We start from the raw sequence: 20,393 nt of genomic DNA, 5'->3' as shown, positions 1-20,393 counted from the left end.
TAGCATGCCTTGACTTGTGGCAAAGTGCCAGCCCTGCCTGGCGGGCACTAAAGAGCGCCGCTGGTATGGATCAGGCTGTCCGCCAGCCGCGTCAGGATCGCCAGCGTGAACAGGCTGATAACCACAGAAGCCGTGCGGTTGATGGTGTGCGGCGTCAACCACGCGTATCCGCCGCGTTTGATGCGGGCCCCCAGCAGCACCCAGGCACAGCCCACCGGTATCACAACGGCGGTGAACTGCGCGACGAAATGCACGTACAGGTTTAAGTCTGCGAACGTCTGCATCGGGACGATAAACGACACGATCAGCAATCCTTTGGGGTTGATCAGCGTGAGCAAAAAGAAACTCAGCGTGGAGACCCGTGCCTCCGGCTCGGTGTGGAGTGTTTCGTCGGGATGGCACCACAGCAGGTAGCAAGTCCTGATCAAATAGCAGACCGAGGCGAACTGCATGAGCTTCAGGCCCCAGGGCGCGTTGTCGCCGATATGGCCGAGCAGGTAGCCCCAAAAGGAGATCTGCGTCAGGTAGGCCAGGCATTCCAGCAGGCTCAGCGGCCAGGCGCGCCGGAATCCTACGAGTAACCCCGAGCGCAGCAGCAGCGTGTTGGTGGGCCCCGGCATTAATAGCAGTAGCCCGAGTGCGGATAGGACGCCAAGCATGAAGGGTGTCTCCTGGAACCCCTGAGGGTTTTGGCCGGCTAATCTAACAGATAGGCTTCGATACGCTCGGTCACTTAGGTTAACCTTGAGGATTCGCAACACTATGTACAGCGCCATGACGCTACGTAGGCCTGTTCTTACTTTTATGAGGTCCACATTTTGGCTCAATACGTCTTCACCATGCATCGGCTGGGCAAAGTTGTCCCTCCGAAGCGGGAAATCCTGAAAAACATTTCGCTGTCCTTCTTCCCTGGCGCCAAGATTGGCGTGCTCGGCCTCAACGGTTCGGGTAAATCCACCCTGTTGAAAATCATGGCCGGCGTCGACACCGAGTTCGAAGGCGAAGCCCGCCCGATGCCAGAACTGAACATCGGCTACCTGCCGCAAGAGCCGATCCTGGACCCGACCAAGACCGTGCGTGAAGTGGTTGAAGAAGCCGTCAGCGTGATCAAGAACGCCCAGGCGCGCCTGGACGAGGTCTACGCGGCTTACGCTGAAGAAGATGCCGACTTCGACAAACTGGCCGCCGAACAGGCCAAGCTCGAAGCCATCCTGCAAGCCGGCGACGGTCACAACCTGGAGCGCCAACTGGAAGTCGCCGCCGACGCACTGCGCCTGCCAGCGTGGGATGCCAAGGTCGAATTCCTGTCCGGTGGTGAAAAACGTCGTGTGGCCCTGTGCCGCCTGTTGCTGTCGGCCCCTGACATGCTGCTGCTCGACGAACCGACCAACCACTTGGACGCCGATTCCGTCGCCTGGCTGGAACACTTCCTACACGACTTCCCAGGCACCGTGGTCGCGATCACGCACGACCGGTACTTCCTGGACAACGTGGCCGGCTGGATCCTCGAGCTCGACCGTGGCGCGGGTATCCCTTACGAGGGCAACTACTCCGGTTGGCTGGAAGCCAAGTCCGACCGTCTGGCCGCCGAATCCAAGCAACAATCGGCCCATGAAAAAGCCATGAAGGAAGAACTGGAGTGGGTGCGCAAAGGCGCCAAGGCCCGCCAGTCCAAATCCAAGGCACGTCTGCAACGCTTCGAAGAAATGCAATCGCAGGAATTCCAGAAGCGTTCGGAAACCAACGAGATCTACATCCCGGCCGGTCCGCGCCTGGGTGACAAGGTCATCGAGTTCAAGAACGTTTCCAAAGGCTATGGCGACCGCGTGCTGATCGACAACCTGTCGTTCTCCATGCCAAAAGGCGCGATCGTCGGCGTAATCGGTGGTAACGGTGCGGGTAAATCCACGCTGTTCCGCATGCTGATGGGCAAGGAAACCCCGGATTCGGGCACCATCGAAGTCGGCGAAACCGTGCAGTTGGCCTGTGTGGACCAGAGCCGTGAAGACCTGGATGGCAGCAAGACCGTGTTCCAGCAGATTTCCGATGGGTCCGACCAGATCCGCATCGGCAACTATGAAATCCCGTCGCGTACCTACGTCGGCCGTTTCAACTTCAAGGGCGGCGACCAACAGAAGTTCGTCAAGGACCTGTCCGGTGGTGAACGCGGTCGCTTGCACCTGGCCCTGACCCTGAAAGAGGGCGGCAACGTCCTGCTGCTCGACGAACCGTCCAACGACCTCGACGTTGAAACCCTGCGTTCCCTGGAAGAAGCGCTGCTGGACTTCCCGGGCGCCGCCATTGTGATCTCTCACGATCGGTGGTTCCTTGACCGCGTCGCGACCCACATCCTGGCGTACGAAGATGACTCGCAAGCGGTGTTCTTCGAAGGTAACTACACCGAGTACGAAGCGGACCGTAAAAAACGTTTGGGCGACGCTGCTGCCCAGCCGCACCGTGTGCGTCACAAAAAACTGGCCTGATTCGGGTCGGTGGTTTGAAAGAGCGGGGCCTTCGGGCTCCGTTTTTTTTGTCTGGAATTTGATGGTGCGTGCGGTTTGATTTGAATCCCTGAAAGGGTGCATAAAAGCCGCTAAAACTGGATACAGTTATATAAAACGCACCATTTAAATTCACAAAGGCGACATTTTGCCCTGTCGCAGTGCGGAATGAATTGATAAAGTCCGGCTCAATCTCCGTTAACAACTAGAAATTTGCCGAGACTTTCCATGATCGAATCCGTCGAATCCTTCCTTGCCCGCCTCAAGAAACGCGACCCGGACCAGCCGGAATTCCACCAGGCCGTAGAAGAAGTCCTACGCAGTCTGTGGCCGTTTCTGGAAGCCAATCCTCACTACCTGACCTCGGGCATCCTGGAGCGCATCTGCGAGCCGGAGCGCGCGATTACCTTCCGGGTGTCGTGGGTGGATGATCATGGCAAGGTCCAGGTCAATCGCGGTTTCCGTATCCAGATGAACAGCGCCATCGGCCCGTATAAAGGTGGCCTGCGCTTCCATCCCTCGGTGAACCTCGGCGTGTTGAAGTTCCTCGCCTTCGAGCAGACCTTCAAGAATTCCCTGACCTCGCTGCCCATGGGTGGCGGCAAAGGCGGCTCGGACTTCGATCCCAAGGGCAAGAGCGACGCTGAAGTCATGCGCTTCTGCCAGGCCTTCATGAGCGAGCTGTATCGCCACATCGGCGCGGACGTGGACGTGCCCGCTGGCGATATCGGCGTGGGCGCTCGTGAGATCGGCTTCCTGTTCGGCCAGTACAAGCGTCTGAGCAACCAGTTCACCTCCGTGTTGACCGGCAAAGGCATGACCTACGGCGGCAGCCTGATCCGCCCGGAAGCCACCGGTTTCGGCTGCGTGTACTTCGCCGAAGAAATGCTCAAGCGCAACAACCAGCGAGTGGAAGGCAAGCGTGTGGCGGTGTCCGGCTCCGGCAACGTGGCGCAATATGCTGCGCGCAAAGTCATGGACCTGGGCGGCAAGGTGATTTCCCTGTCCGACTCCGAAGGCACCCTGTACGCCGAAAGCGGTTTGACCGAAGAGCAATGGTCGGCCCTGCTGGAGCTGAAAAACGTCCAGCGCGGCCGCATCAGCGAACTGGCCGAGCGTTTTGGCCTGGAGTTCCGCAAAGGCCAGACCCCATGGGAACTGGCCTGCGATATCGCATTGCCCTGTGCGACTCAAAACGAACTGGATGCCGACGCCGCTCGCGCTTTGCTGCGCAATGGTTGTGTCTGCGTGGCCGAAGGCGCCAACATGCCGACCACGCTTGAGGCTGTGGATATCTTTATCGAGGCGGGCATCCTGTTCGCGCCGGGCAAGGCGTCGAATGCCGGCGGCGTGGCCGTGAGTGGCCTGGAAATGTCGCAGAATGCCATGCGCCTGCTGTGGACCGCCGGTGAAGTGGACAGCAAGCTGCACAACATCATGCAGTCGATCCACCATGCCTGCGTGCATTACGGCGAAGAAGAAAACGGTCGGATCAACTACGTGAAAGGCGCGAACATCGCCGGCTTCGTCAAAGTCGCCGACGCGATGCTGGCCCAAGGCATCGTCTAAACCTCGGGCTCAATCCGCAGCACTTCGATCAACTGATCGCCGACGGGGCGCTGCCACAGCACTTCGTCGCCGACCTGGGCGCCCAGTAAGGCGCGGCCCAGGGGCGAGCCCCAGTTGATCAGGCCTGCGCTCGCATCGGCCTGGTCTTCACCGACCAACTGGATGCGTTGTTGTTCGTCCTGTTCATTGGCGAAGGTCACCCAACTGCCGATCTGCACCTTATCGGTGGAGGTGGCCGGCGCGACCACCTGGGCGCTGTGCACCCGCTGGTTGAAGTAGCGCAGATCCCGCTCAAGGTCGGCCTGGCGCTGTTTATCGCCCTTGGCGGATTCAAGGCTGTGCTCGTGCTGCAACTGCGCCACCTTGGCCTGCAATTGCGCCAATCCTTGCGCAGTCAGGCGATTGGGCTGCTCACTGACTTGACGTTCCACCGGCTGATCAGCCTGGGCGGCAGCGTTGTCCTCATTTACAAAAGCTCGACTCATGACGTTCTCCCTCTCTGGAGTTTGGGCCATGGTCGCCGCGCTTTAGTTTCGCTGGATGTCTGGAAACGACCTATTGCGAACGATAAGCCCTGGCGGCGTCGCGGTTTTTCTCCTGTTGCCAGGCGCGCTCACGGTCATCCCAGTGGTTGTCCTTGTAGTCACGCAACTCTTCGTTCTCACGCATGGCCTTACACTGACGGAAACCGTCTTCCCAGCCTTCGGCGTATTCACGGTCCTTCAGATAACGCGGCACATTCTTGCGAAACTCCCCGCTGATAACGCCAGCCGCCTGGCGACCGCTGCTGCAGCCATCATCAAAACCGTCGGCAAAGGCCGGTGGGTAACCGTTGGCCAGCAACTCCTCATGGGTCGATTGGCAGCCGGCCAACCACATCACCACACACAGCAATACCGCAGACCGCCACATGGCGTACTCCCTGGCCGTTTCACGGCTGATAGGGAGAGTCTAGAAGGGGATTTGTCGGGGAGCTGTGAAAGGGAGGTGAGAATACTGTTGTTGTGTAGGAGCTGGCTTGCCGGCGATGCAGGCACCTCGGTGTATCAGTTGCCCTGAGGTGATGCGATCGCCGGCAAGCCGGCTCCTACAGGTCCTGTGGTCAATAGTGGTACCACTTCACTTCCAGCATCACTTCATTTACCGGCGTCGACAGGTGGCTGTATTCGCGTTGAGCGCTCAGACGTAATCCGAGGTTGCGCGACAATTCCCACTGCTGGTTCAGGCTGATACTGCGACGCACCTCGCCATTGGTGAAGAAATCACCCTTGGCTTCCAGGCTCAGGTTACCCAACGGGTTTTTCCACAGCACGCCGGTATTGAACCCAGCCGCGGGGGAGATGGCTTCGTTGAAGTCGTTGTTGTGCTCCACGCGCACGGTGCCGAGGGCGAAGCCGAGCATGTCGTCGCTCAGTTGCCAGGTGCCGCCGGCGCCACCGTTGACGTGGGCGACCAGGGTTTCGTCGTCGTGTTTGCCCGGTACACGTTCCAGGCCGCCGGTGACTTGCCATGACCACGGCTGCAACAGGGCGTTGCGTGGGGTCAGGGAGCGGATGGTGGCCAGGTCCAGTTGCTGCAGTTGCCAGCGGTTGCCTTCGTACTGGCGCAGTTTCATTTGCAGGATTTCGATCTGCGCGCCCAGGGGGAAACCTTCGGCGTTGTCGTTGAGGTCGTGGTAGGCCATGCGCAGGCCGTATTCACCGAAGGCCTTGTCGCCACGGGTGCCGATGCCGGCTTGCCAGGTGCGTGATTCATGGCCGTTTTCCGGCAGGCCGGGTGGAGTGATCTTGAGGTCGGGCGCCGGGTTCTGGTTGATCGCGCGCAACAATTCGAAGCTGCGCTGGGAGCGGGCGGTGTCGCGCTCCAGGCCGTTGGCGCGGTAGCGGCCGAGGCGGTAGGCGGCGTCAATGATCAGGGCCTGGCGATCTTTAGCGATGGCCTTGAAAGCGGGGTCCTGCAATTGCTTCTGGTCGTCGCTGACCTTCAATACCCATTGCTGCTCGTCGCTGTCCAGCGGCTTGGCGCGCTCCAGCAATTCGCGTTCACGGGAAGGGCGGTAGTCGATTTTTTCTACCAGGCCTGCGTCTTTCACGGCCTTTACGGTATCGGTCGGGATGGCGGTCAGAGGGAACTGTTCGGTCAGGCGCAGGCCGGGACGCGCCACTTGCAGCAATTCCAGCAGGCGATAGGAGCAGTTTTCGTCAAAGAAGAAGTAATCGAACTGGATCTGTTTGAGCTCCCACACGTGCTCGACCATGCGCTCGGTCTCGACTTGCGTGAGGTTGAGGCGATACTCCCACAGGTCGCGGTTCTCAAGGCTGCGGTATTCCGACAGTTTCTCCTGATAAGGCACCAGGGCGAACAGGCCGGGATAACCGCCCATCAGGCCTTTCCAGGCATAAAGAATGCTGTTATCGGAGCCTTCGATGTAGGCGCCGAAGTTGATCGCGTAGCTGAGCAGGGCAGTGTTGTTGCTTTGCACGTCGGCCTGGTCGATGCGTAGCAGCGTGTGGCCGAACATCGACGACGGGCTGTTGAGGTAGGCCGCCGGGAAGATCATCACCGCGCTATGGGGGGCGACGTCCTTGAACCATTGCTTGAATTCTGTGCAGTCCACGGCAGGCAGGTCAGTGAGGTGCAACTGATCCTTGAGCCAGCGGGTCCGAGCGGGGTAAACGCATTGGGCGTGTTTTTCACCCAGGCTGGCCGGTGCGTAGAGCGCATCAACGGTGGCCTTGAGCTCGGCGTCCGGGTGGTGGGCGCCATCGGGCGCGAGGAAGAACTTTTTGTCGCTGACATAACTGCGCCAGCCACTGATCTTGCCGGCTTCGTAATGGCCAAGCGAAAGCCAGAACGGATCATTGGCCAATTGCTGCAAACGTTGATCATCAAGGTGCGGGGCCGCGTACAGCGGGGCGCAGGCGAAGAGTGCCATCCAGGCAAAGCGTTTGAGCATAGGGGCAACTTAAGTCGGATATAAAAGAGACCCAAAGGGGAGGCGGGTCCAAAATAAAAACCCGCGCCAGGGTAGGCGCGGGCGGGTCGAGCTTAAGCCTGGGTCGCGTATTTCGCCAGACGGGCATCGCTTTTCAGTACCGCAATGGTGTTGTTGTGCACGTCGTCAGCGGTCACGTCAGCCTTGCTGAAGATCTGCTGGAAGTGCTCGTGGGTCACGGCCGCGAAGTGCTCGCGATCTTCCGGTGCCACACCCAGTACCACGGCGTAGGTAGTCAGCGCTTCGCCGTTACCTTTGGCCATGTCTTCGGACAGCTCGTTCATCATGCCATTCATGGCAATCCAGGACTTGCCGCCGTAGGTCAGGGCGCTGTTGGTGTTACAGCCGTTGGTGCCCGAGGTCATGCCGAAGGTGGCGTTACCCGACGTACCGTTGGTGGTGGAAGCCAGGAAGTGAGCTGGCGTGCCGCGCTGGCCTTCGAACAACATGTTGCCCCAACCGCAGTTCGGGCCACCTGGTGCTTCTGCCATTGCATTGAGGGAGACGACGGTGAAGAGAGTACCAAGAAGGATCCGTTTCATAGCTTTGTTCTCTTTGTGTGCAAACCAATGGACAAGGGTTCAGGCGCGTCGCAGCGCCCTAGGGGCCAGTTATTAGTCCAACCCGCGCAGTTTGGAGTTTAGGCACGTTCCAAGGGTTCCGTGTATTTTTATAAAACAATCAGCGATGTCGCGATATTTCTGCAGGTCGCATCCCACGTCTATGCTTTCCCGAAAGCGCGCCTTGCCAGAGCGCGCAACCGGGAGCCAGAATGCCGTCATCTGCCCCGCCTGATGTAAGGAAGCCCGATGCCTGATCCTGTTGCTGCCAGCTTGCGTCTAGCGCCCGAAGCGCTGACTCGCCCTTTCTCCGCTGAACAGTTCAGCTTCTCGACCACCAATGATTTGGAGCCCTTTCGCGGTGTGCTTGGCCAGGAACGTGCGGTTGAAGCCTTGCAGTTCGGTGTGGCCATGCCACGCCCCGGTTACAACGTGTTTGTCATGGGCGAGCCCGGTACCGGCCGCTTTTCGTTCGTCAAACGCTACCTGAAAGCCGAAGGCAAACGCCTGCAGACCCCGGCGGATTGGGTCTATGTGAACAATTTCGATGAACCTCGCGAACCGCGCGCCCTGGAATTGCCCGGCGGCGCTGCGGCGGCGTTTATCAACGACATCAACGGATTGGTCGACAACCTCGTCGCCACCTTTCCGGCGGTCTTCGAACACCCGACCTATCAACAGCGTAAAAGCGCCATCGACCGTGCCTTCAACCAGCGCTACGACAAAGCCTTGGACGTGATCGAACGCCTGGCCCTGGAAAAGGACGTGGCGCTCTACCGTGACAGCACCAACATCGCCTTCACGCCGATGCTCGACGGCAAGGCGCTGGACGAGGCCGAGTTCTCGCAGTTGCCGGAAGCCGACCGCGAGCGTTTCCACACGGACATTTCCGAGCTGGAAGAACGCCTCAACGAAGAATTGGCCAGCCTGCCGCAGTGGAAGCGTGAGTCGAACAACCAACTGCGTCAGTTCAACGAAGAAACCATCACCCTGGCCCTGCAGCCTTTGCTTGCACCGCTGTCGGAAAAGTACGCAGAAAACGCCGCTGTCTGCGGTTACCTGCAAGCCATGCAGGTGTACCTGCTCAAGACCGTGGTCGAGCAATTGGTGGACGACGCCAAGACCGACGCCCAGGCGCGCAAGCTGCTGGAAGAACAATATTGCCCAAGCCTGGTGGTGGGCCATCCGGTCAACGGTGGCGCCCCGGTGGTGTTTGAACCGCACCCGACCTACGACAACCTGTTCGGCCGCATCGAATACAGCACCGACCAGGGCGCGCTCTACACCACTTATCGCCAGCTGCGTCCGGGCGCGCTGCACCGTGCCAACGGCGGCTTCCTGATCCTGGAAGCCGAGAAAATGCTCAGCGAGCCGTTTGTGTGGGACGCGCTCAAGCGTTCCCTGCAGTCGCGCAAACTGAAGATGGAATCACCGCTGGGCGAACTGGGCCGCCTGGCCACCGTGACCCTCAACCCGCAGATGATCCCGTTGCAGGTCAAAGTGATCATCATCGGTTCGCGTCAGTTGTACTACGCGTTGCAGGACGCCGATCCGGATTTCCAGGAGATGTTCCGCGTACTGGTGGACTTCGACGAAGACATTCCGATGGTCGACGAAAGCCTGGAGCAGTTTGCCCAGTTGCTTAAAACCCGCACCTCGGAAGAAGGCATGGCGCCGCTGACGTCGGACGCGGTGGCGCGGTTGGCGACTTACAGCGCGCGGCTGGCGGAGCATCAGGGCCGTTTGTCGGCGCGTATTGGTGACTTGTTCCAGTTGGTCAGCGAGGCGGATTTCATTCGCCACCTGGCGGGCGACGAAATGACCGATGCCGGCCATATCGAGCGCGCCCTCAAGGCCAAGGCCACGCGCACCGGGCGCGTGTCGGCGCGGATTCTCGACGACATGCTCGCCGGGGTCATCCTCATCGACACGGCCGGTGCGGCGGTGGGCAAGTGCAATGGGCTGACGGTGCTGGAAGTCGGTGACTCGGCCTTCGGCGTGCCGGCGCGGATTTCCGCCACGGTGTATCCGGGTGGCAGCGGCATTGTCGACATCGAGCGTGAGGTCAACCTCGGCCAGCCGATTCACTCCAAGGGTGTGATGATCCTCACGGGTTACCTGGGCAGCCGGTATGCCCAGGAATTCCCGCTGGCGATCTCGGCGAGCATCGCGCTGGAGCAGTCCTACGGCTATGTGGACGGCGACAGCGCGTCCTTGGGCGAGGCGTGCACCTTGATCTCGGCCTTGTCGAAAACGCCGCTCAAGCAGTGCTTTGCCATCACCGGCTCGATCAACCAGTTTGGTGAAGTGCAGGCGGTGGGTGGGGTCAACGAGAAGATCGAAGGTTTCTTCCGCCTGTGTGAAGCGCGCGGATTGACCGGTGAGCAAGGCGCGATCATTCCCCAGGCCAACGTCGCCACGTTGATGCTGGATGAGAAGGTGCTGCAGGCCGTGCGTGCAGGGCAATTCCATATCTATGCCGTGCGACAGGCCGACGAGGCGCTGAGCCTGCTGGTGGGCGAGGATGCCGGTGAGCCGGATGCCGAGGGGCAATTCCCGGAAGGCACGGTGAACGCGCGCGTGGTCGAGCGGTTGCGCGCGATTGCCGAGATGATCAGTGAGGAAGACCTGAAGGAGGCGGAGAAGGAGCTGGCACAACAGGCGCTGGCCGAAGCCAAGCCGACTTGATGACGTAGTGGCGTATTGGGCTGAGCGGGCTGTTGTGGCGAGCAGAACCGTCACAAATTTGGCGCAATTGTAGGGCCAACGGCCGTTGGTCCCTACAACCTTGGTTTGTCGTGGTTTTCTTCTATTCTGTGCTCAAGGGATATCCACAGGAGTCGCGGGATAGAAACAGCCTCGCCCCGGCGCAGGTTGAACACCGATCTACCGAGGGTCGCCGCCATGCCGCGCAACCTTTGCCTCACCCGCCAGTGCTTCGGCCTGGTCACCCGTATCGAATGTTCCATTCGCCCTCTCGCGGGGGATAACGGGATGTGGACGTTGTTGTTTGCCGCCGGAATGACCGGTGAGCAACCTTCCACCATCAAGTCCCAAGGCCCGTTCCCCGGGCCCTTCGCGGCGGAAAATATTCTGGAATCCATCGTGGACAGCCTGACCCAGCACGGCTACGAGACGGCGGCTGACCCGCAGATCTGGTGCCTGCACATGCAGGCCCATCTGCGACAGCTTAATGGTGACACCCGGCACTGAACGCTATTTGCTTTCGGGCTTGTCCAGTTTGACCTCGAAGCCGTATTGCACAGTGCTCAGGTCGGTGCGCTGGTAGCTTTCCAGGGTGGTCGGCTGGCCGTAGAAGTAATGCACGTCAAACATCGCCGTGCCGTACTCCTCCGCGCGGTGGCTGACGCCGAGGATTTCCTTGAGGTAATTGCCGCTGGCGTCCTTGGCGTAGAAGCGCCAACTGTCGGCGGGGAAGGCCTTCTGGTCGACGATCAGCGCGTTGTCCTTGAGTTCGAGTCCTTTGGGCAGCTTGCTTGCATCAATCTCGTTCTTCTCGATGGTCGCCAGAAACAGCGGAATCGAACCCACCACAAAGGCCGGGTTTTCCGGGAACAAGTTGAGGTCGTAGGTGAGCGTGCCGCGTGCCGGATTCAGCTCAAAGGCCTCGGTCGGCAGCTCGATCGGCTCGCCGCGCTCGCCTTTTTCGTCGGCGGTGAAAAAGGTCACCGGTGATTCGCTGCTGTTGCGCTCGCTGCCCACCAGGTCGTCGTTGAAGGTGAACGGGTGATCGAACACGATGTGCGCCGCGCTGGCGTCTTCGACCGACTGGCTGATGGTGACGCTGTTTTTCAGCTGGTCTTCGGTCATGCTCGCGTCTTTGAGCCAACTGACGGCGCTGTCGTCATACACGGTGACCGGCATCGGCAGGGCCTGTACGGTTTTCTGCAGGCTGTTCTTGTCGAAGCGCAGCACCGGCAGGTCAAGGTCTTTGCGGGTGCGCGTGGCGGTGGAAAAATCCAACACGTTGACTTGCAGGGAGTCGATCACGCCATTGAAGTACACCTTGGCGTAATGGCTGCTTTGCTTGTGTTCGAAGGCTTTCTGCTCGTCGGTCAGCTGTTTTTCGAACGCTTCCGACCAGGCCTTCTGCTTTTGCATCTCGGCCAGTTGTTTCTCGTAGAACGCGACCTGGGCGTTGCTTTCGTTGATCGAACCCGAGCGGGTAAGAAACTGCCCGGTGCTGTCCCGCGCCTGAACCAGCAAAGGGTTGGGCGATTCGTCGCCGACGTCCGGTGCCAGTGGTTGGCTGTTGGTCAGCTCGATCTCGGCGTAGTTCTTTTCCAGCAGAACCAGGTTGAGGGTGATATTGCCTTCGGTGCGCTTGTGGCCCACGTCCTTTTTCGACAGATCAAACGTCAACACTTTGCCCGGTGCGACCACTTCAACGGTGCCCTTGAGGCTGACAGGCTGTGGCTGGCTCTTGTTTTCCGTCTCGATGCCCTCGATGAACGGGTAGGTCACCGTCAGGTCGTCGGGGTTGGTCAAGTTGGAGCTGCTGGGGCTCAGTTGGATGCCCGGATCGGTCTCCGACCATTCCGGCTGGAAGGGGATGACCTTGTTGTTGCTCAGGGTCACCGACTGCCATTCCAGCCCGTGGGGGAAAGGGAATTGGTCGGGGACGTTGAAGTTAAAGGGGAAGACCGGCTGTAAATCCGTCAGATAGTCGGAGTGGGAGGTCTTGCGCAGCACGAACAGGCCATTGATGTAGGTGTCCACCAGCGCCTGGGGCGTGGGGTAATGCTTGAGCAGGGCGAGGGTGTCTTCACCGTATTCGGCTTCGATGGGCTTGGTGGCGAGCTTGACCCGCGCCCGTTCCAATAACAGCAGCGAACCGCCCAGGTCGGCGACGGCGTCGCGCAGCTTGGGGTCCTGGATGCTGTCGAGGGATTGTTCGAACTTGGCGGTTTTCTCTTCGAGGGTGGTCTGTTTCTGCTCGTCGCCGGGGGAGCAACCGCCAGCCAGCAGCAATGCCGCGCACAGGCCGATACTGGCCAAAGGGGATCGCACATCCATCATCTGAGTTTTTCCTGTCCGACGTCATCGAGCCGAGTTGTTATTGGGCTCGACACTAGCAGAAAAATTCTCTTACAGATGCCGCACAGGTCAGTTTTCTCGCGGTTACAGCTGTCTTGTGGCGGCTGGTATACTCGCCGCCATTTCTAGCCTAGCTGTGTGAGATCCCATGGAACGCTTCATCGAAAATACTATGTACGCCTCACGCTGGCTGCTGGCGCCTATTTATCTCGGGCTGTCCCTGGGCTTGTTGATCCTGGCGCTGAAGTTCTTCCAGGAAATCATTCACGTCATTCCTAATATCTTCACGATGCTGGAAGCTGAAGTGATCCTGTTGCTGTTGTCGTTGATCGACATGGCGCTGGTCGGTGGCTTGTTGGTGATGGTGATGATCTCCGGCTACGAGAACTTCGTCTCGCAGCTGGATATCGATGAGAACAAGGAAAAGCTCAACTGGCTGGGCACCATGGACTCTTCGTCGTTGAAGATGAAAGTGGCGGCCTCCATCGTGGCGATTTCGTCCATCCATCTGCTGCGTATCTTCATGGACGCCAAGAACGTCGATCCGCAGCACCTGATGTGGTACGTGATCATCCACATGACCTTCGTGGTCTCGGCGTTTGCCATGGGCTACCTGGATAAGCTCACCAAGCACTGATGCCCCGCGCCGGCCTTACTGCTCGACGAAGTAGTAAGGCTGGCGGTTGATCGACATCTGCTTGATCACCTTCACCGGGGTGGCCAGGTCGTTGGTATGGTCCAGCAACGCAACGTTGCCAGGCTTGGCGCCGAGGTAGCTGTGCAATTCGGCCTCGGTTTTCAGGATCGGCAAATAGGCCTGCAGGTAGAACACGCTGGCCCCGGCGATGCGTTCGTTGGGCTGGAACAGCGCCACTTCCTTGCCTTCGTCCTTGTAAGCCTGAGCCTGACTGATCACTGGCACGAATGACTGGCGCACGTCGGCTTTGGGCGCGAACCAGAAGGCGGCGATCAGGTAGCAACCCACCGCCAGGGTCAACACGCCGCCCACCACGCTTCTGTGATGTTTGTGCAGCGCGGGTTTGTGGGTTTTCAGCCAGTCCAGCAGCACCCGTGCGTATTCCGCAGCCAGTACGGCGGCGGCTGGGGTAAGTGCCATCAGGTAAACGGTGCGTTTGCTCGATGCCAGGGTCAGCAGGGTGAACTGCGCCACCAGCCACACGCTGAAGAACAGGTGGTAGCGATTGCGCACCAGGCTTTTGCGGAAATGCCACAGACCCAGGTACACCAGAATATTCCACGGCAGGAACGCCTCGGGCAGCTTGGCGATGTAGTAGTAGAACGGCTCGTAATGCCCGGCCTCGACAAACGAGCCGCTGAACCGGCCGACGCTGTTGGTCAGCAACACTTCGGCCACCGCCTGCATGCCGCCGCGCTGGAACAGGAGCCCCAGCCAGATCACCAGCGGTATCAGCGCCAGCAAGGTAAACAGCGCTGGCTTGAGCCAGTTGCCAATCTGCAGGCGTTTGTCCATCAGGCTGGTGCTGGCCAGGTACGCGAAAATCACAATGCCCGGCATGGCCAGGCCCAGCACGCCTTTGCTAAGGGTGGCGATCACCATACCGCCGGTAAACAGTGCCCAGGCGCCTGTGCTGGAGCCCTGGCGATCAGGTCGCACGGCTTGGTAGAACGCCAGCAGCGCGGTGGTCACGCCGAGGGTGAGCAGCGAATCTTCACCGACGCCACGCGCATTGCTCCAATAGCTGGCCATGGTCGCCAGGATCAACGCAGCGCTGAACGCCAGCGTCTGCGGACGCCCGAACCGGCGCAGCATGGTGTAAAGCAGCATCACGCTGAATAAACCGGCGAACGCCGAGGCCAGGCGCACGGCCCAGGTAGTGCCGCCGAACAGGCGAATCGCACCGGCGTCGAGCCACAGGCTCAGGGGGGGTTTTTCCAGGAAGGGCTCGCGAAACAACTGGGGCACTACCCAGTTATTGTCCAGGTGCATGGCCATGGCGATCCCGGCGACGCGGGCTTCGGTGGAGCCTTGCAGCTCATGGTTACCCAAGGCAAAGAAGAACAGCAGACCAGCAAGCAGAAGCAGCAGGGGGACGGGACGCGTCATGGGTTGTGGCTACCAAGGCAGGAGGACCGTCCGGGGGAACGGTCATTGCAATGGGCTAGTATCCGTGGACGTTTCTGAATATTTCGTGAACGAGTGTTGGATTTTTGTAAGGTCGGTCAGGGAGCCATCAAGCTAGGCAGTGCGGCTTGACCTTGCGGGCTCAGCACGGGCTGCAGTTGCTCCCAAGTGAAGCTCAGCTCGTTATCGCAGCCATCGCCCTGAGCGGGTGTCGACAGTTGCAGCCCTTGGGTGTTGAAGCTCAAGTCGAACGAGGAATAGCTGGTCACGGCCGGGCATCCTTCGTCCGTGGTGGTCTGCTTGGCCAACCAGGTGCTGAAAGCGGCCGGCAGTTTGACCTGGCCCGAGTAGGGCGTGTCCCATTGCTCATGGCCGCCCAGCCACGTCCAGGGGTCGACTTTTTCACCGGTTTGCAGGTTCCAACTGTGCAGGCCCCAACTGATCCTCCCGCGTCCGTAACCCGCTGACCAGCGATAGAAACGCACGGTGATCCAGTGCGATGACCAGTAGAACGGTTCCACCGTGATCTCGCTGGTGCTGGTGCTGCCGCTTTGGTCCAGTGAGTTGCGCCGCTCTCTATAGAAATCGGTCTGGCCGTCCGGATTGATGGCCATGCGCGCGAGATCCCGGTTGATCTTATCGATGGCTTCCCCATCGCCCTCGAGTTTCAGGATCACCTGCCCGCCTTGGGTCTTCACCTGATAGGCGTGTTCGGCGAAGGTCTTCTTCTCGACCTTCACCGCAGGCGGCGTGGCCTCAAGCGGGTTGTTATAGGTGTCGCTGGCACAACTGTCCGTGTCCGCGCGTTTGAGCATCAGCGCCAGGCTTTTGCCGCCAATGGCTTTGCTCCAGGTGCCGGTCAACGTATCGCCTTGCGGGTCGTCCAACTGCCAGAAACCGGTTTGTCCTTCTTCCACCCAGGGCTCGCTGGCGTTGGCTTGGGTCAGTTGAATGGGCGTGAGAATGCGTTGGTAGTAGTAACTGCCATTGGCGCCGTGGGCTCCATTGAAACAGACGGTGATCGCGGATTTGCCCAAGGTGCCGGTCCAGACACCGGCCAGGTCGGCGGCGGTGGCAAGTAGAGGCGTGCAGGCGAGGGCGAGAGCGGCGAGTGGCTTGAACACGGGTATCGGACTTCCGGATGTCTGATAGAGGAGAGCAGGGTAATGGGAAGTGCGGGGGAGTCCAAGAGGGCAGGTGCCACGCTCAGTAAGAAACTCCTAACCCGTCTCTAATGAGAAGTATTATCATGTGTGTCTTTCCGCAGCCGTCCCCTGGATATCACACCGATGGCCTCATCTTCTTCTGCCCATCAGGTCGTGGGCGAACTCTACGCTCAACATCACAGCTGGGTGGTGCAGTTGCTGCGGCGCAAGTTGGGCGGGCAGGAGCAGGCCCTGGATCTGGCGCAGGATACCTTCGTGCGTATCTTGAGCAGCGGCACCGTGCCGATTTTCCGTGAGCCGCGTGCCTACCTCACGACGGTCGCGAGCCGTTTATGTGGGCAGTATTTCCGTCGCCAGGCACTGGAGCGCGCCTATGAGCAGTCGCTGACGACCCTCGAACCCGAACACATGCCTTCGCCGGAAACCCGCTTGCTGGTACTCGAAGCGCTGGATGCCGTAGGCCAGGTGCTGGACGGGCTGAGCAGCAAGGTGCGCGAGATTTTCCTGCTCTCGCAGCTCGATGGCCTGACTTATCCACAGATCGCCGAACGGATGGACCTCAGCGTGAATGTGGTGCAAAAGGCCATGCTCAAAGCCTATCGCCATTGCTACCTGGCGGTGTACGCGGCATGAATCGCTTCAAGTCCGCCAACGATCAACCCTTGGACGAGCAGGTGCTGGACCAGGCCCTGAACTGGATGGTCGCCCTGCAATCCGGTACCAGCGGCGCCGCCGAGCAGCACGCCTGCCAACAATGGCGCAACGAGCACCCGCAGCATGAATTGGCTTGGCAGCGCTTGGCCGGGCTCAGCCGCGACATGCGCCTCAATACCCACGCGCTGCCGGCGCCAACGGCCCGGCAGTTGCTGCACGCACGGGGTGTTCCATCGCGTCGCACCCTGCTCAAGGGTTTCGCCGGTCTTGGCGTGGCGACTGCCCTTGGCCTGAGTGTGCGTGAGCGCGTTTTGCTGCCGGAGCTGTTCAGCGATTACCACACCGCCACCGGGGAGCGGCAGCTCTTGCGCCTGGCCCATGCCGGCGAGTTGCAGTTGGATACCCGCACCGCTGTGGATGTCCGAGGCGCCCGGTTGACCCTGAATCTCGGTCGGTTGTTGTTGACCACCGGCCCCCACGCCGACACCGCGATCCAGACGGCCAATGGTTGGGTACGGCCGTCGGCATCGTCGCGATTGGTCCTCAGCCACGACCTGCCACGTCAACCGGGCACGCTCGTGCAGATGCTTTCAGGCAGCGCCTCTGTCGAACCCTTGCACGGCGTCAGTACCCGGCTCGGCATGGGCGAGCAAATGAGCTTCAACCGTCTTCAGAGTGGGCCGTCGACAGCCGTGTCATCGACTGCCGACGCCTGGACTAAAGGCCTGTTGATCGCCGAACGCACGCCGCTGGTCGAGGTGCTTGAGCAGCTCGATCGCTACCGTCGCGGCGTGCTGCGCTGCGATCCCGCAGTGGCGCGCTTGCAGGTATCCGGCTCGTTCTCGCTGGATCAGCCCGAGGCCAGCCTGGACCTGCTGGCCAAGGTGTTGCCCGTGCGTGTGCAACGGGTGTTTGGCTACCTGGCCACGGTCGTGCCGGCCTGACCTGAAATTATTTTCACATCGCGTGGCAGTTTTTTGAGTCTCGAGCATCAAGACAGGTAAGACGCAGAAAAAAGCGTCCACCCAACCCTTTCACGACAGGACAGTCTTTATGCTCAGCCGCGTCAGCGCCTTGCGCACCGTCATCCTCGGTTTATCGGTGGCAACCGCAAGCCACAGCATCATGGCCGCCACACCGGCGCCCGCCCAGGAACAATCCCAGCCCCAGGCGTATGACATTTCGCCCGGCAGCCTTGACCGCGTGTTGGGGGCTTTCGGGCAGCAGGCAGGTGTGATGATCGGCATCGATTCCGCGCTGGCGGCCGGTATTCAAAGCAAGGGCTTGAAAGGCAATTTCTCTGTGGACGAAGCCCTTGAGCGCCTGCTGGGCCCGGTGAATTTGCAGGCAGAGCGCGAGTCGGGCGGCTATCGCGTGGTAGCCAAACCGGTCGCACAGGACGGCAAAATGGAGTTGCAGACCACTCAAGTCAACGCCAACCAACTGGGTACCGTCACCGAAGGCACGGGCTCGTATACCCCTGGCACCATCGCCACGGCCACGCGCCTGGTGCTGACGCCACGGGAAACCCCGCAATCGATCTCGGTGGTGACCCGCCAGGTCATGGATGACTTCGGCCTCAAGTCGATCGACGACGTGATGCGCCACACGCCGGGCATCACCGTGTCGACCTACGACACCGAACGCACCAACTACTACTCGCGCGGTTTCTCCATCGAGAACTTCCAGTACGACGGCATACCGACCCTGCGTGATGCCCAATACTCGGCGGGCCAGACCATGACGGACATGGCGATCTACGACCGCGTTGAAGTGCTGAAAGGTGCCACCGGTTTACTTACCGGTGCCGGCGGCCCTGGCGGCACCATCAACCTGATCCGCAAGAAGCCGACCTCCGAGTTCAAAAGCAGCATCGAACTGGGCGCGGGCTCCTGGGATAACTACCGCTCCCAGGTCGACGTCAGCGGCCCCCTGACCGATACCGGTAACGTGCGCGGTCGCGCGGTGGCCGCCTATCAAGACAAAAAATCGTTCCTGGATCACTACTCGCGCAAGACCAGCGTGCTCTACAGTATCCTCGAAGTCGACCTGACCCCGGACACCCTGCTGACCCTGGGTGCCGACTATCAAGACAGCGACCCCAAAGGCTCCAGCTGGACCGGCACCCGCACCATCTTCGACGCCACCGGCAACAAACTCGACCTACCGCGCTCGTTCAACAACGGGCCCAAATGGGGCTCATGGCAACAATACAGCCACACCGTATTCGCCACCCTGGAACACAGCTTCGACAACGGCTGGGTCACCAAAGGCCAGTACAACCATCAGGTCAACGGCTACGACGCGCCGCTGGGCTACATCTCCCAGGATTCCGCGACGGCGAGTTCGATCTATGCCGCCAAATACACCGGCGACACCACCAGCGACAGCCTGGATGTCTACGCGTCGGGACCGTTCGAGCTGTTCGGGCGTGAGCATGAACTGGTGATCGGGCAGTCCGTTTCCAGTTCGCGGTGGAAGGGCAAGGACTACCGTAATCCCGTTTATTTCGGTAACTCCTATGACTTCTACAACTGGCACGGCGAGGCCATTGAGCCTGCGTGGGGTAAGGCGTCCCGCTTCAGTGATGAAATCACCCGCCAGACCGGCACCTATGTCACAGGCCGCTTCAGCCTGACCGACGCGCTGCACCTGTTGCTGGGCACGCGGGTTGCCAACTATCAAGTCACGGGCACCAGCGACACCGAAGAAAGCGGCAAGGTGGTGCCCTACGCTGGCCTGACGTACGACCTCAACGAAAACCTCACCGCCTACGCCAGCTACACCGAAATCTTCAAGCCGCAGACCCAGTATCGCGATCGAACCAACACCATGCTTCAACCCGACGAGGGCAAAAACTACGAGATAGGCCTCAAGGGCGAATTCTTCGATGGCCGCCTGAATGCCAGCCTCGCCTACTTCGAGGTGCACGAAACCAATCGCCCAATCGCCGATACCGTCTGGAACTCGCAGCCGGCCGTCGACTACGCGTACATGGGCACAGAGAGCAAAACCAAAGGCTACGAAGCCGAAATCTCCGGCGAACTCGCTCCAGGCTGGCAGTTGCAGGCCGGTTACACCCACAAGATCGCCCGCGATGCCGATGGCAAAAAGGTAGCGACCTGGGAGCCAGAGGATCAGGTCACCCTCTACACCAGCTACAAACTCCAAGGCCGCCTGGACAAACTCACCCTCGGTGGTGGCACACGCTGGCAGAGCGCCGGCTGGCAAACCGTGCGCAACTGGGGCTACCCCGGTGGCGGCCGCTCAGAAAAATTCACCCAGGACCCATACTGGCTGGTGGACGTGATGGCGCGTTATCAGTTGACCCAGAACCTGTCGGCCACGCTCAACGTCAACAACCTGTTCGACAAAAAGTACTTCACCAATATCGGGTTCTATGACTCGGCGTATTACGGCGACCCACGCAACGTGATGGTCACGACGCGTTGGGATTTCTGAAGCAGATGACAGCAAAAGGCCGAGTTTCCTCGGCCTTTTTTGTTATTGGAATGCTGGTGTGTCTTGGGTGAGGACCAGTACTCGCTCTACCAACAGTTCGCTCAGCACGATCAATTGCTGGCTGGCCAGTAGCTTGTGACGGCTGGCACCTTCGAGTTCGAAGGCCAGGTCGGTGGTCATGGCGTTGAGTGAGGCGAGGGTTTCGCTGGCTTGGATCAGCAGGGTTTCTGGGGAGATGTCTGGGGCGAGGGTGAAGAGGGTTGTTGGGGGTGGATTGGGGGTGATCTTTTTCATGGCTGAAACTCCTTGATTGATGGAGTCGCC

General features: G+C 60.1%; 17 protein-coding genes. 8 read left to right on the top strand and 9 right to left on the bottom strand.

Going from position 1 to position 20,393, the window contains the following annotated elements; all coding sequences use genetic code 11:
• Positions 1 to 47: 47 nt before the first annotated feature.
• Entirely contained in the window at positions 48 to 659 is a 612-nt protein-coding gene (locus tag CI807_RS02075) for a LysE family translocator (RefSeq protein ID WP_095013593.1), read from the bottom strand.
• A gap of 159 nt (positions 660 to 818) precedes the next feature.
• Here CI807_RS02075 and ettA point away from each other — a divergent pair, with 159 nt between their 5' ends.
• On the top strand, positions 819 to 2,483 hold the full coding sequence (ettA, locus tag CI807_RS02070; protein ID WP_028618004.1) for an energy-dependent translational throttle protein EttA: 1,665 nt from the start codon (positions 819 to 821) through the stop codon (positions 2,481 to 2,483).
• 246 nt (positions 2,484 to 2,729) lie between these two features.
• Positions 2,730 to 4,070, top strand: a complete 1,341-nt coding sequence (gdhA, locus tag CI807_RS02065) for an NADP-specific glutamate dehydrogenase (protein ID WP_095013592.1) — start codon at positions 2,730 to 2,732, stop codon at positions 4,068 to 4,070.
• Here gdhA and CI807_RS02060 read toward each other — a convergent pair.
• The 4 genes from CI807_RS02060 to CI807_RS02045 all read right to left on the bottom strand — a co-directional run bounded on the left by CI807_RS02060 (position 4,067) and on the right by CI807_RS02045 (position 7,607).
• Complete coding sequence (locus tag CI807_RS02060; protein ID WP_095013591.1) at positions 4,067 to 4,555, bottom strand: GreA/GreB family elongation factor; 489 nt, start codon at positions 4,553 to 4,555, stop codon at positions 4,067 to 4,069. The two genes, gdhA and CI807_RS02060, sit on opposite strands and share 4 nt — an antisense overlap.
• Positions 4,556 to 4,625: 70 nt before the next feature.
• Positions 4,626 to 4,982 (bottom strand): hypothetical protein, encoded by a 357-nt coding sequence (locus CI807_RS02055; protein ID WP_095013590.1) that lies wholly within the window; start codon positions 4,980 to 4,982, stop codon positions 4,626 to 4,628.
• 190 nt (positions 4,983 to 5,172) lie between these two features.
• On the bottom strand, positions 5,173 to 7,026 hold the full coding sequence (locus CI807_RS02050; RefSeq protein WP_095013589.1) for a DUF4105 domain-containing protein: 1,854 nt from the start codon (positions 7,024 to 7,026) through the stop codon (positions 5,173 to 5,175).
• Between the two features lie 92 nt (positions 7,027 to 7,118).
• A complete protein-coding gene (locus tag CI807_RS02045; protein ID WP_016976782.1) occupies positions 7,119 to 7,607 on the bottom strand; it encodes a DUF3015 domain-containing protein in 489 nt (162 codons plus the stop codon).
• Positions 7,608 to 7,874: 267 nt separating this feature from the next.
• Here CI807_RS02045 and CI807_RS02040 point away from each other — a divergent pair, with 267 nt between their 5' ends.
• Positions 7,875 to 10,313 (top strand): Lon protease family protein, encoded by a 2,439-nt coding sequence (locus CI807_RS02040; protein WP_010206665.1) that lies wholly within the window; start codon positions 7,875 to 7,877, stop codon positions 10,311 to 10,313.
• Between the two features lie 216 nt (positions 10,314 to 10,529).
• The gene (locus CI807_RS02035) at positions 10,530 to 10,838 is read left to right on the top strand and encodes a hypothetical protein (RefSeq protein WP_016976784.1); all 309 of its coding nucleotides are present in this window, start codon (positions 10,530 to 10,532) and stop codon (positions 10,836 to 10,838) included.
• A 3-nt stretch (positions 10,839 to 10,841) separates the two neighbouring features.
• Here CI807_RS02035 and CI807_RS02030 read toward each other — a convergent pair whose 3' ends face one another.
• The gene (locus CI807_RS02030; RefSeq protein ID WP_095013588.1) at positions 10,842 to 12,665 is read right to left on the bottom strand and encodes a hypothetical protein; all 1,824 of its coding nucleotides are present in this window, start codon (positions 12,663 to 12,665) and stop codon (positions 10,842 to 10,844) included.
• A gap of 166 nt (positions 12,666 to 12,831) precedes the next feature.
• Here CI807_RS02030 and CI807_RS02025 point away from each other — a divergent pair, with 166 nt between their 5' ends.
• Entirely contained in the window at positions 12,832 to 13,320 is a 489-nt protein-coding gene (locus tag CI807_RS02025; protein ID WP_005791582.1) for a TIGR00645 family protein, read from the top strand.
• A 15-nt stretch (positions 13,321 to 13,335) separates the two neighbouring features.
• On the opposite strand, the gene CI807_RS02020 is transcribed toward CI807_RS02025, so the two are convergent.
• Positions 13,336 to 14,769, bottom strand: coding sequence for a glycosyltransferase family 39 protein (locus CI807_RS02020; RefSeq protein ID WP_095013587.1), 1,434 nt, complete (start codon positions 14,767 to 14,769; stop codon positions 13,336 to 13,338).
• Between the two features lie 116 nt (positions 14,770 to 14,885).
• The gene (locus tag CI807_RS02015) at positions 14,886 to 15,911 is read right to left on the bottom strand and encodes a hypothetical protein (protein WP_095013586.1); all 1,026 of its coding nucleotides are present in this window, start codon (positions 15,909 to 15,911) and stop codon (positions 14,886 to 14,888) included.
• A gap of 165 nt (positions 15,912 to 16,076) precedes the next feature.
• Here CI807_RS02015 and CI807_RS02010 point away from each other — a divergent pair, with 165 nt between their 5' ends.
• From CI807_RS02010 to CI807_RS02000, 3 genes are all read left to right on the top strand, one after another.
• Positions 16,077 to 16,586, top strand: coding sequence for a sigma-70 family RNA polymerase sigma factor (locus tag CI807_RS02010; protein ID WP_095013585.1), 510 nt, complete (start codon positions 16,077 to 16,079; stop codon positions 16,584 to 16,586).
• The gene (locus CI807_RS02005; protein ID WP_095013584.1) at positions 16,583 to 17,551 is read left to right on the top strand and encodes a DUF4880 domain-containing protein; all 969 of its coding nucleotides are present in this window, start codon (positions 16,583 to 16,585) and stop codon (positions 17,549 to 17,551) included. Before CI807_RS02010 ends, CI807_RS02005 begins: the two co-directional genes overlap by 4 nt.
• A gap of 109 nt (positions 17,552 to 17,660) precedes the next feature.
• Positions 17,661 to 20,069, top strand: a complete 2,409-nt coding sequence (locus tag CI807_RS02000) for a TonB-dependent siderophore receptor (RefSeq protein WP_095013583.1) — start codon at positions 17,661 to 17,663, stop codon at positions 20,067 to 20,069.
• 42 nt (positions 20,070 to 20,111) lie between these two features.
• On the opposite strand, the gene CI807_RS01995 is transcribed toward CI807_RS02000, so the two are convergent.
• The gene (locus CI807_RS01995; RefSeq protein WP_095013582.1) at positions 20,112 to 20,363 is read right to left on the bottom strand and encodes a DUF6124 family protein; all 252 of its coding nucleotides are present in this window, start codon (positions 20,361 to 20,363) and stop codon (positions 20,112 to 20,114) included.
• Positions 20,364 to 20,393 lie beyond the last annotated feature (30 nt).

This window comes from Pseudomonas sp. NS1(2017), assembly GCF_002269425.1.
Lineage (GTDB): Bacteria > Pseudomonadota > Gammaproteobacteria > Pseudomonadales > Pseudomonadaceae > Aquipseudomonas > Aquipseudomonas reactans.
The sequence above is the reverse complement of the archived record's forward strand: the minus strand, read 5'-3'. Positions and strand labels throughout refer to the sequence as shown.

Bases quoted from the DNA above. Each gene is read 5' to 3' on its own strand.
- CI807_RS02055 (WP_095013590.1), bottom strand. From the start codon at position 4,982: ATGTGGCGGTCTGCGGTATTGCTGTGTGTGGTGATGTGGTTGGCCGGC.
- CI807_RS02050 (WP_095013589.1), bottom strand. From the start codon at position 7,026: ATGCTCAAACGCTTTGCCTGGATGGCACTCTTCGCCTGCGCCCCGCTG.
- gdhA (WP_095013592.1), top strand. From the start codon at position 2,730: ATGATCGAATCCGTCGAATCCTTCCTTGCCCGCCTCAAGAAACGCGAC.
- CI807_RS02020 (WP_095013587.1), bottom strand. From the start codon at position 14,769: ATGACGCGTCCCGTCCCCCTGCTGCTTCTGCTTGCTGGTCTGCTGTTC.
- CI807_RS02060 (WP_095013591.1), bottom strand. From the start codon at position 4,555: ATGAGTCGAGCTTTTGTAAATGAGGACAACGCTGCCGCCCAGGCTGAT.
- CI807_RS02010 (WP_095013585.1), top strand. From the start codon at position 16,077: ATGGCCTCATCTTCTTCTGCCCATCAGGTCGTGGGCGAACTCTACGCT.
- CI807_RS01995 (WP_095013582.1), bottom strand. From the start codon at position 20,363: ATGAAAAAGATCACCCCCAATCCACCCCCAACAACCCTCTTCACCCTC.
- CI807_RS02045 (WP_016976782.1), bottom strand. From the start codon at position 7,607: ATGAAACGGATCCTTCTTGGTACTCTCTTCACCGTCGTCTCCCTCAAT.
- CI807_RS02040 (WP_010206665.1), top strand. From the start codon at position 7,875: ATGCCTGATCCTGTTGCTGCCAGCTTGCGTCTAGCGCCCGAAGCGCTG.
- CI807_RS02005 (WP_095013584.1), top strand. From the start codon at position 16,583: ATGAATCGCTTCAAGTCCGCCAACGATCAACCCTTGGACGAGCAGGTG.
- CI807_RS02025 (WP_005791582.1), top strand. From the start codon at position 12,832: ATGGAACGCTTCATCGAAAATACTATGTACGCCTCACGCTGGCTGCTG.
- CI807_RS02030 (WP_095013588.1), bottom strand. From the start codon at position 12,665: ATGATGGATGTGCGATCCCCTTTGGCCAGTATCGGCCTGTGCGCGGCA.
- CI807_RS02035 (WP_016976784.1), top strand. From the start codon at position 10,530: ATGCCGCGCAACCTTTGCCTCACCCGCCAGTGCTTCGGCCTGGTCACC.
- CI807_RS02000 (WP_095013583.1), top strand. From the start codon at position 17,661: ATGCTCAGCCGCGTCAGCGCCTTGCGCACCGTCATCCTCGGTTTATCG.
- CI807_RS02075 (WP_095013593.1), bottom strand. From the start codon at position 659: ATGCTTGGCGTCCTATCCGCACTCGGGCTACTGCTATTAATGCCGGGG.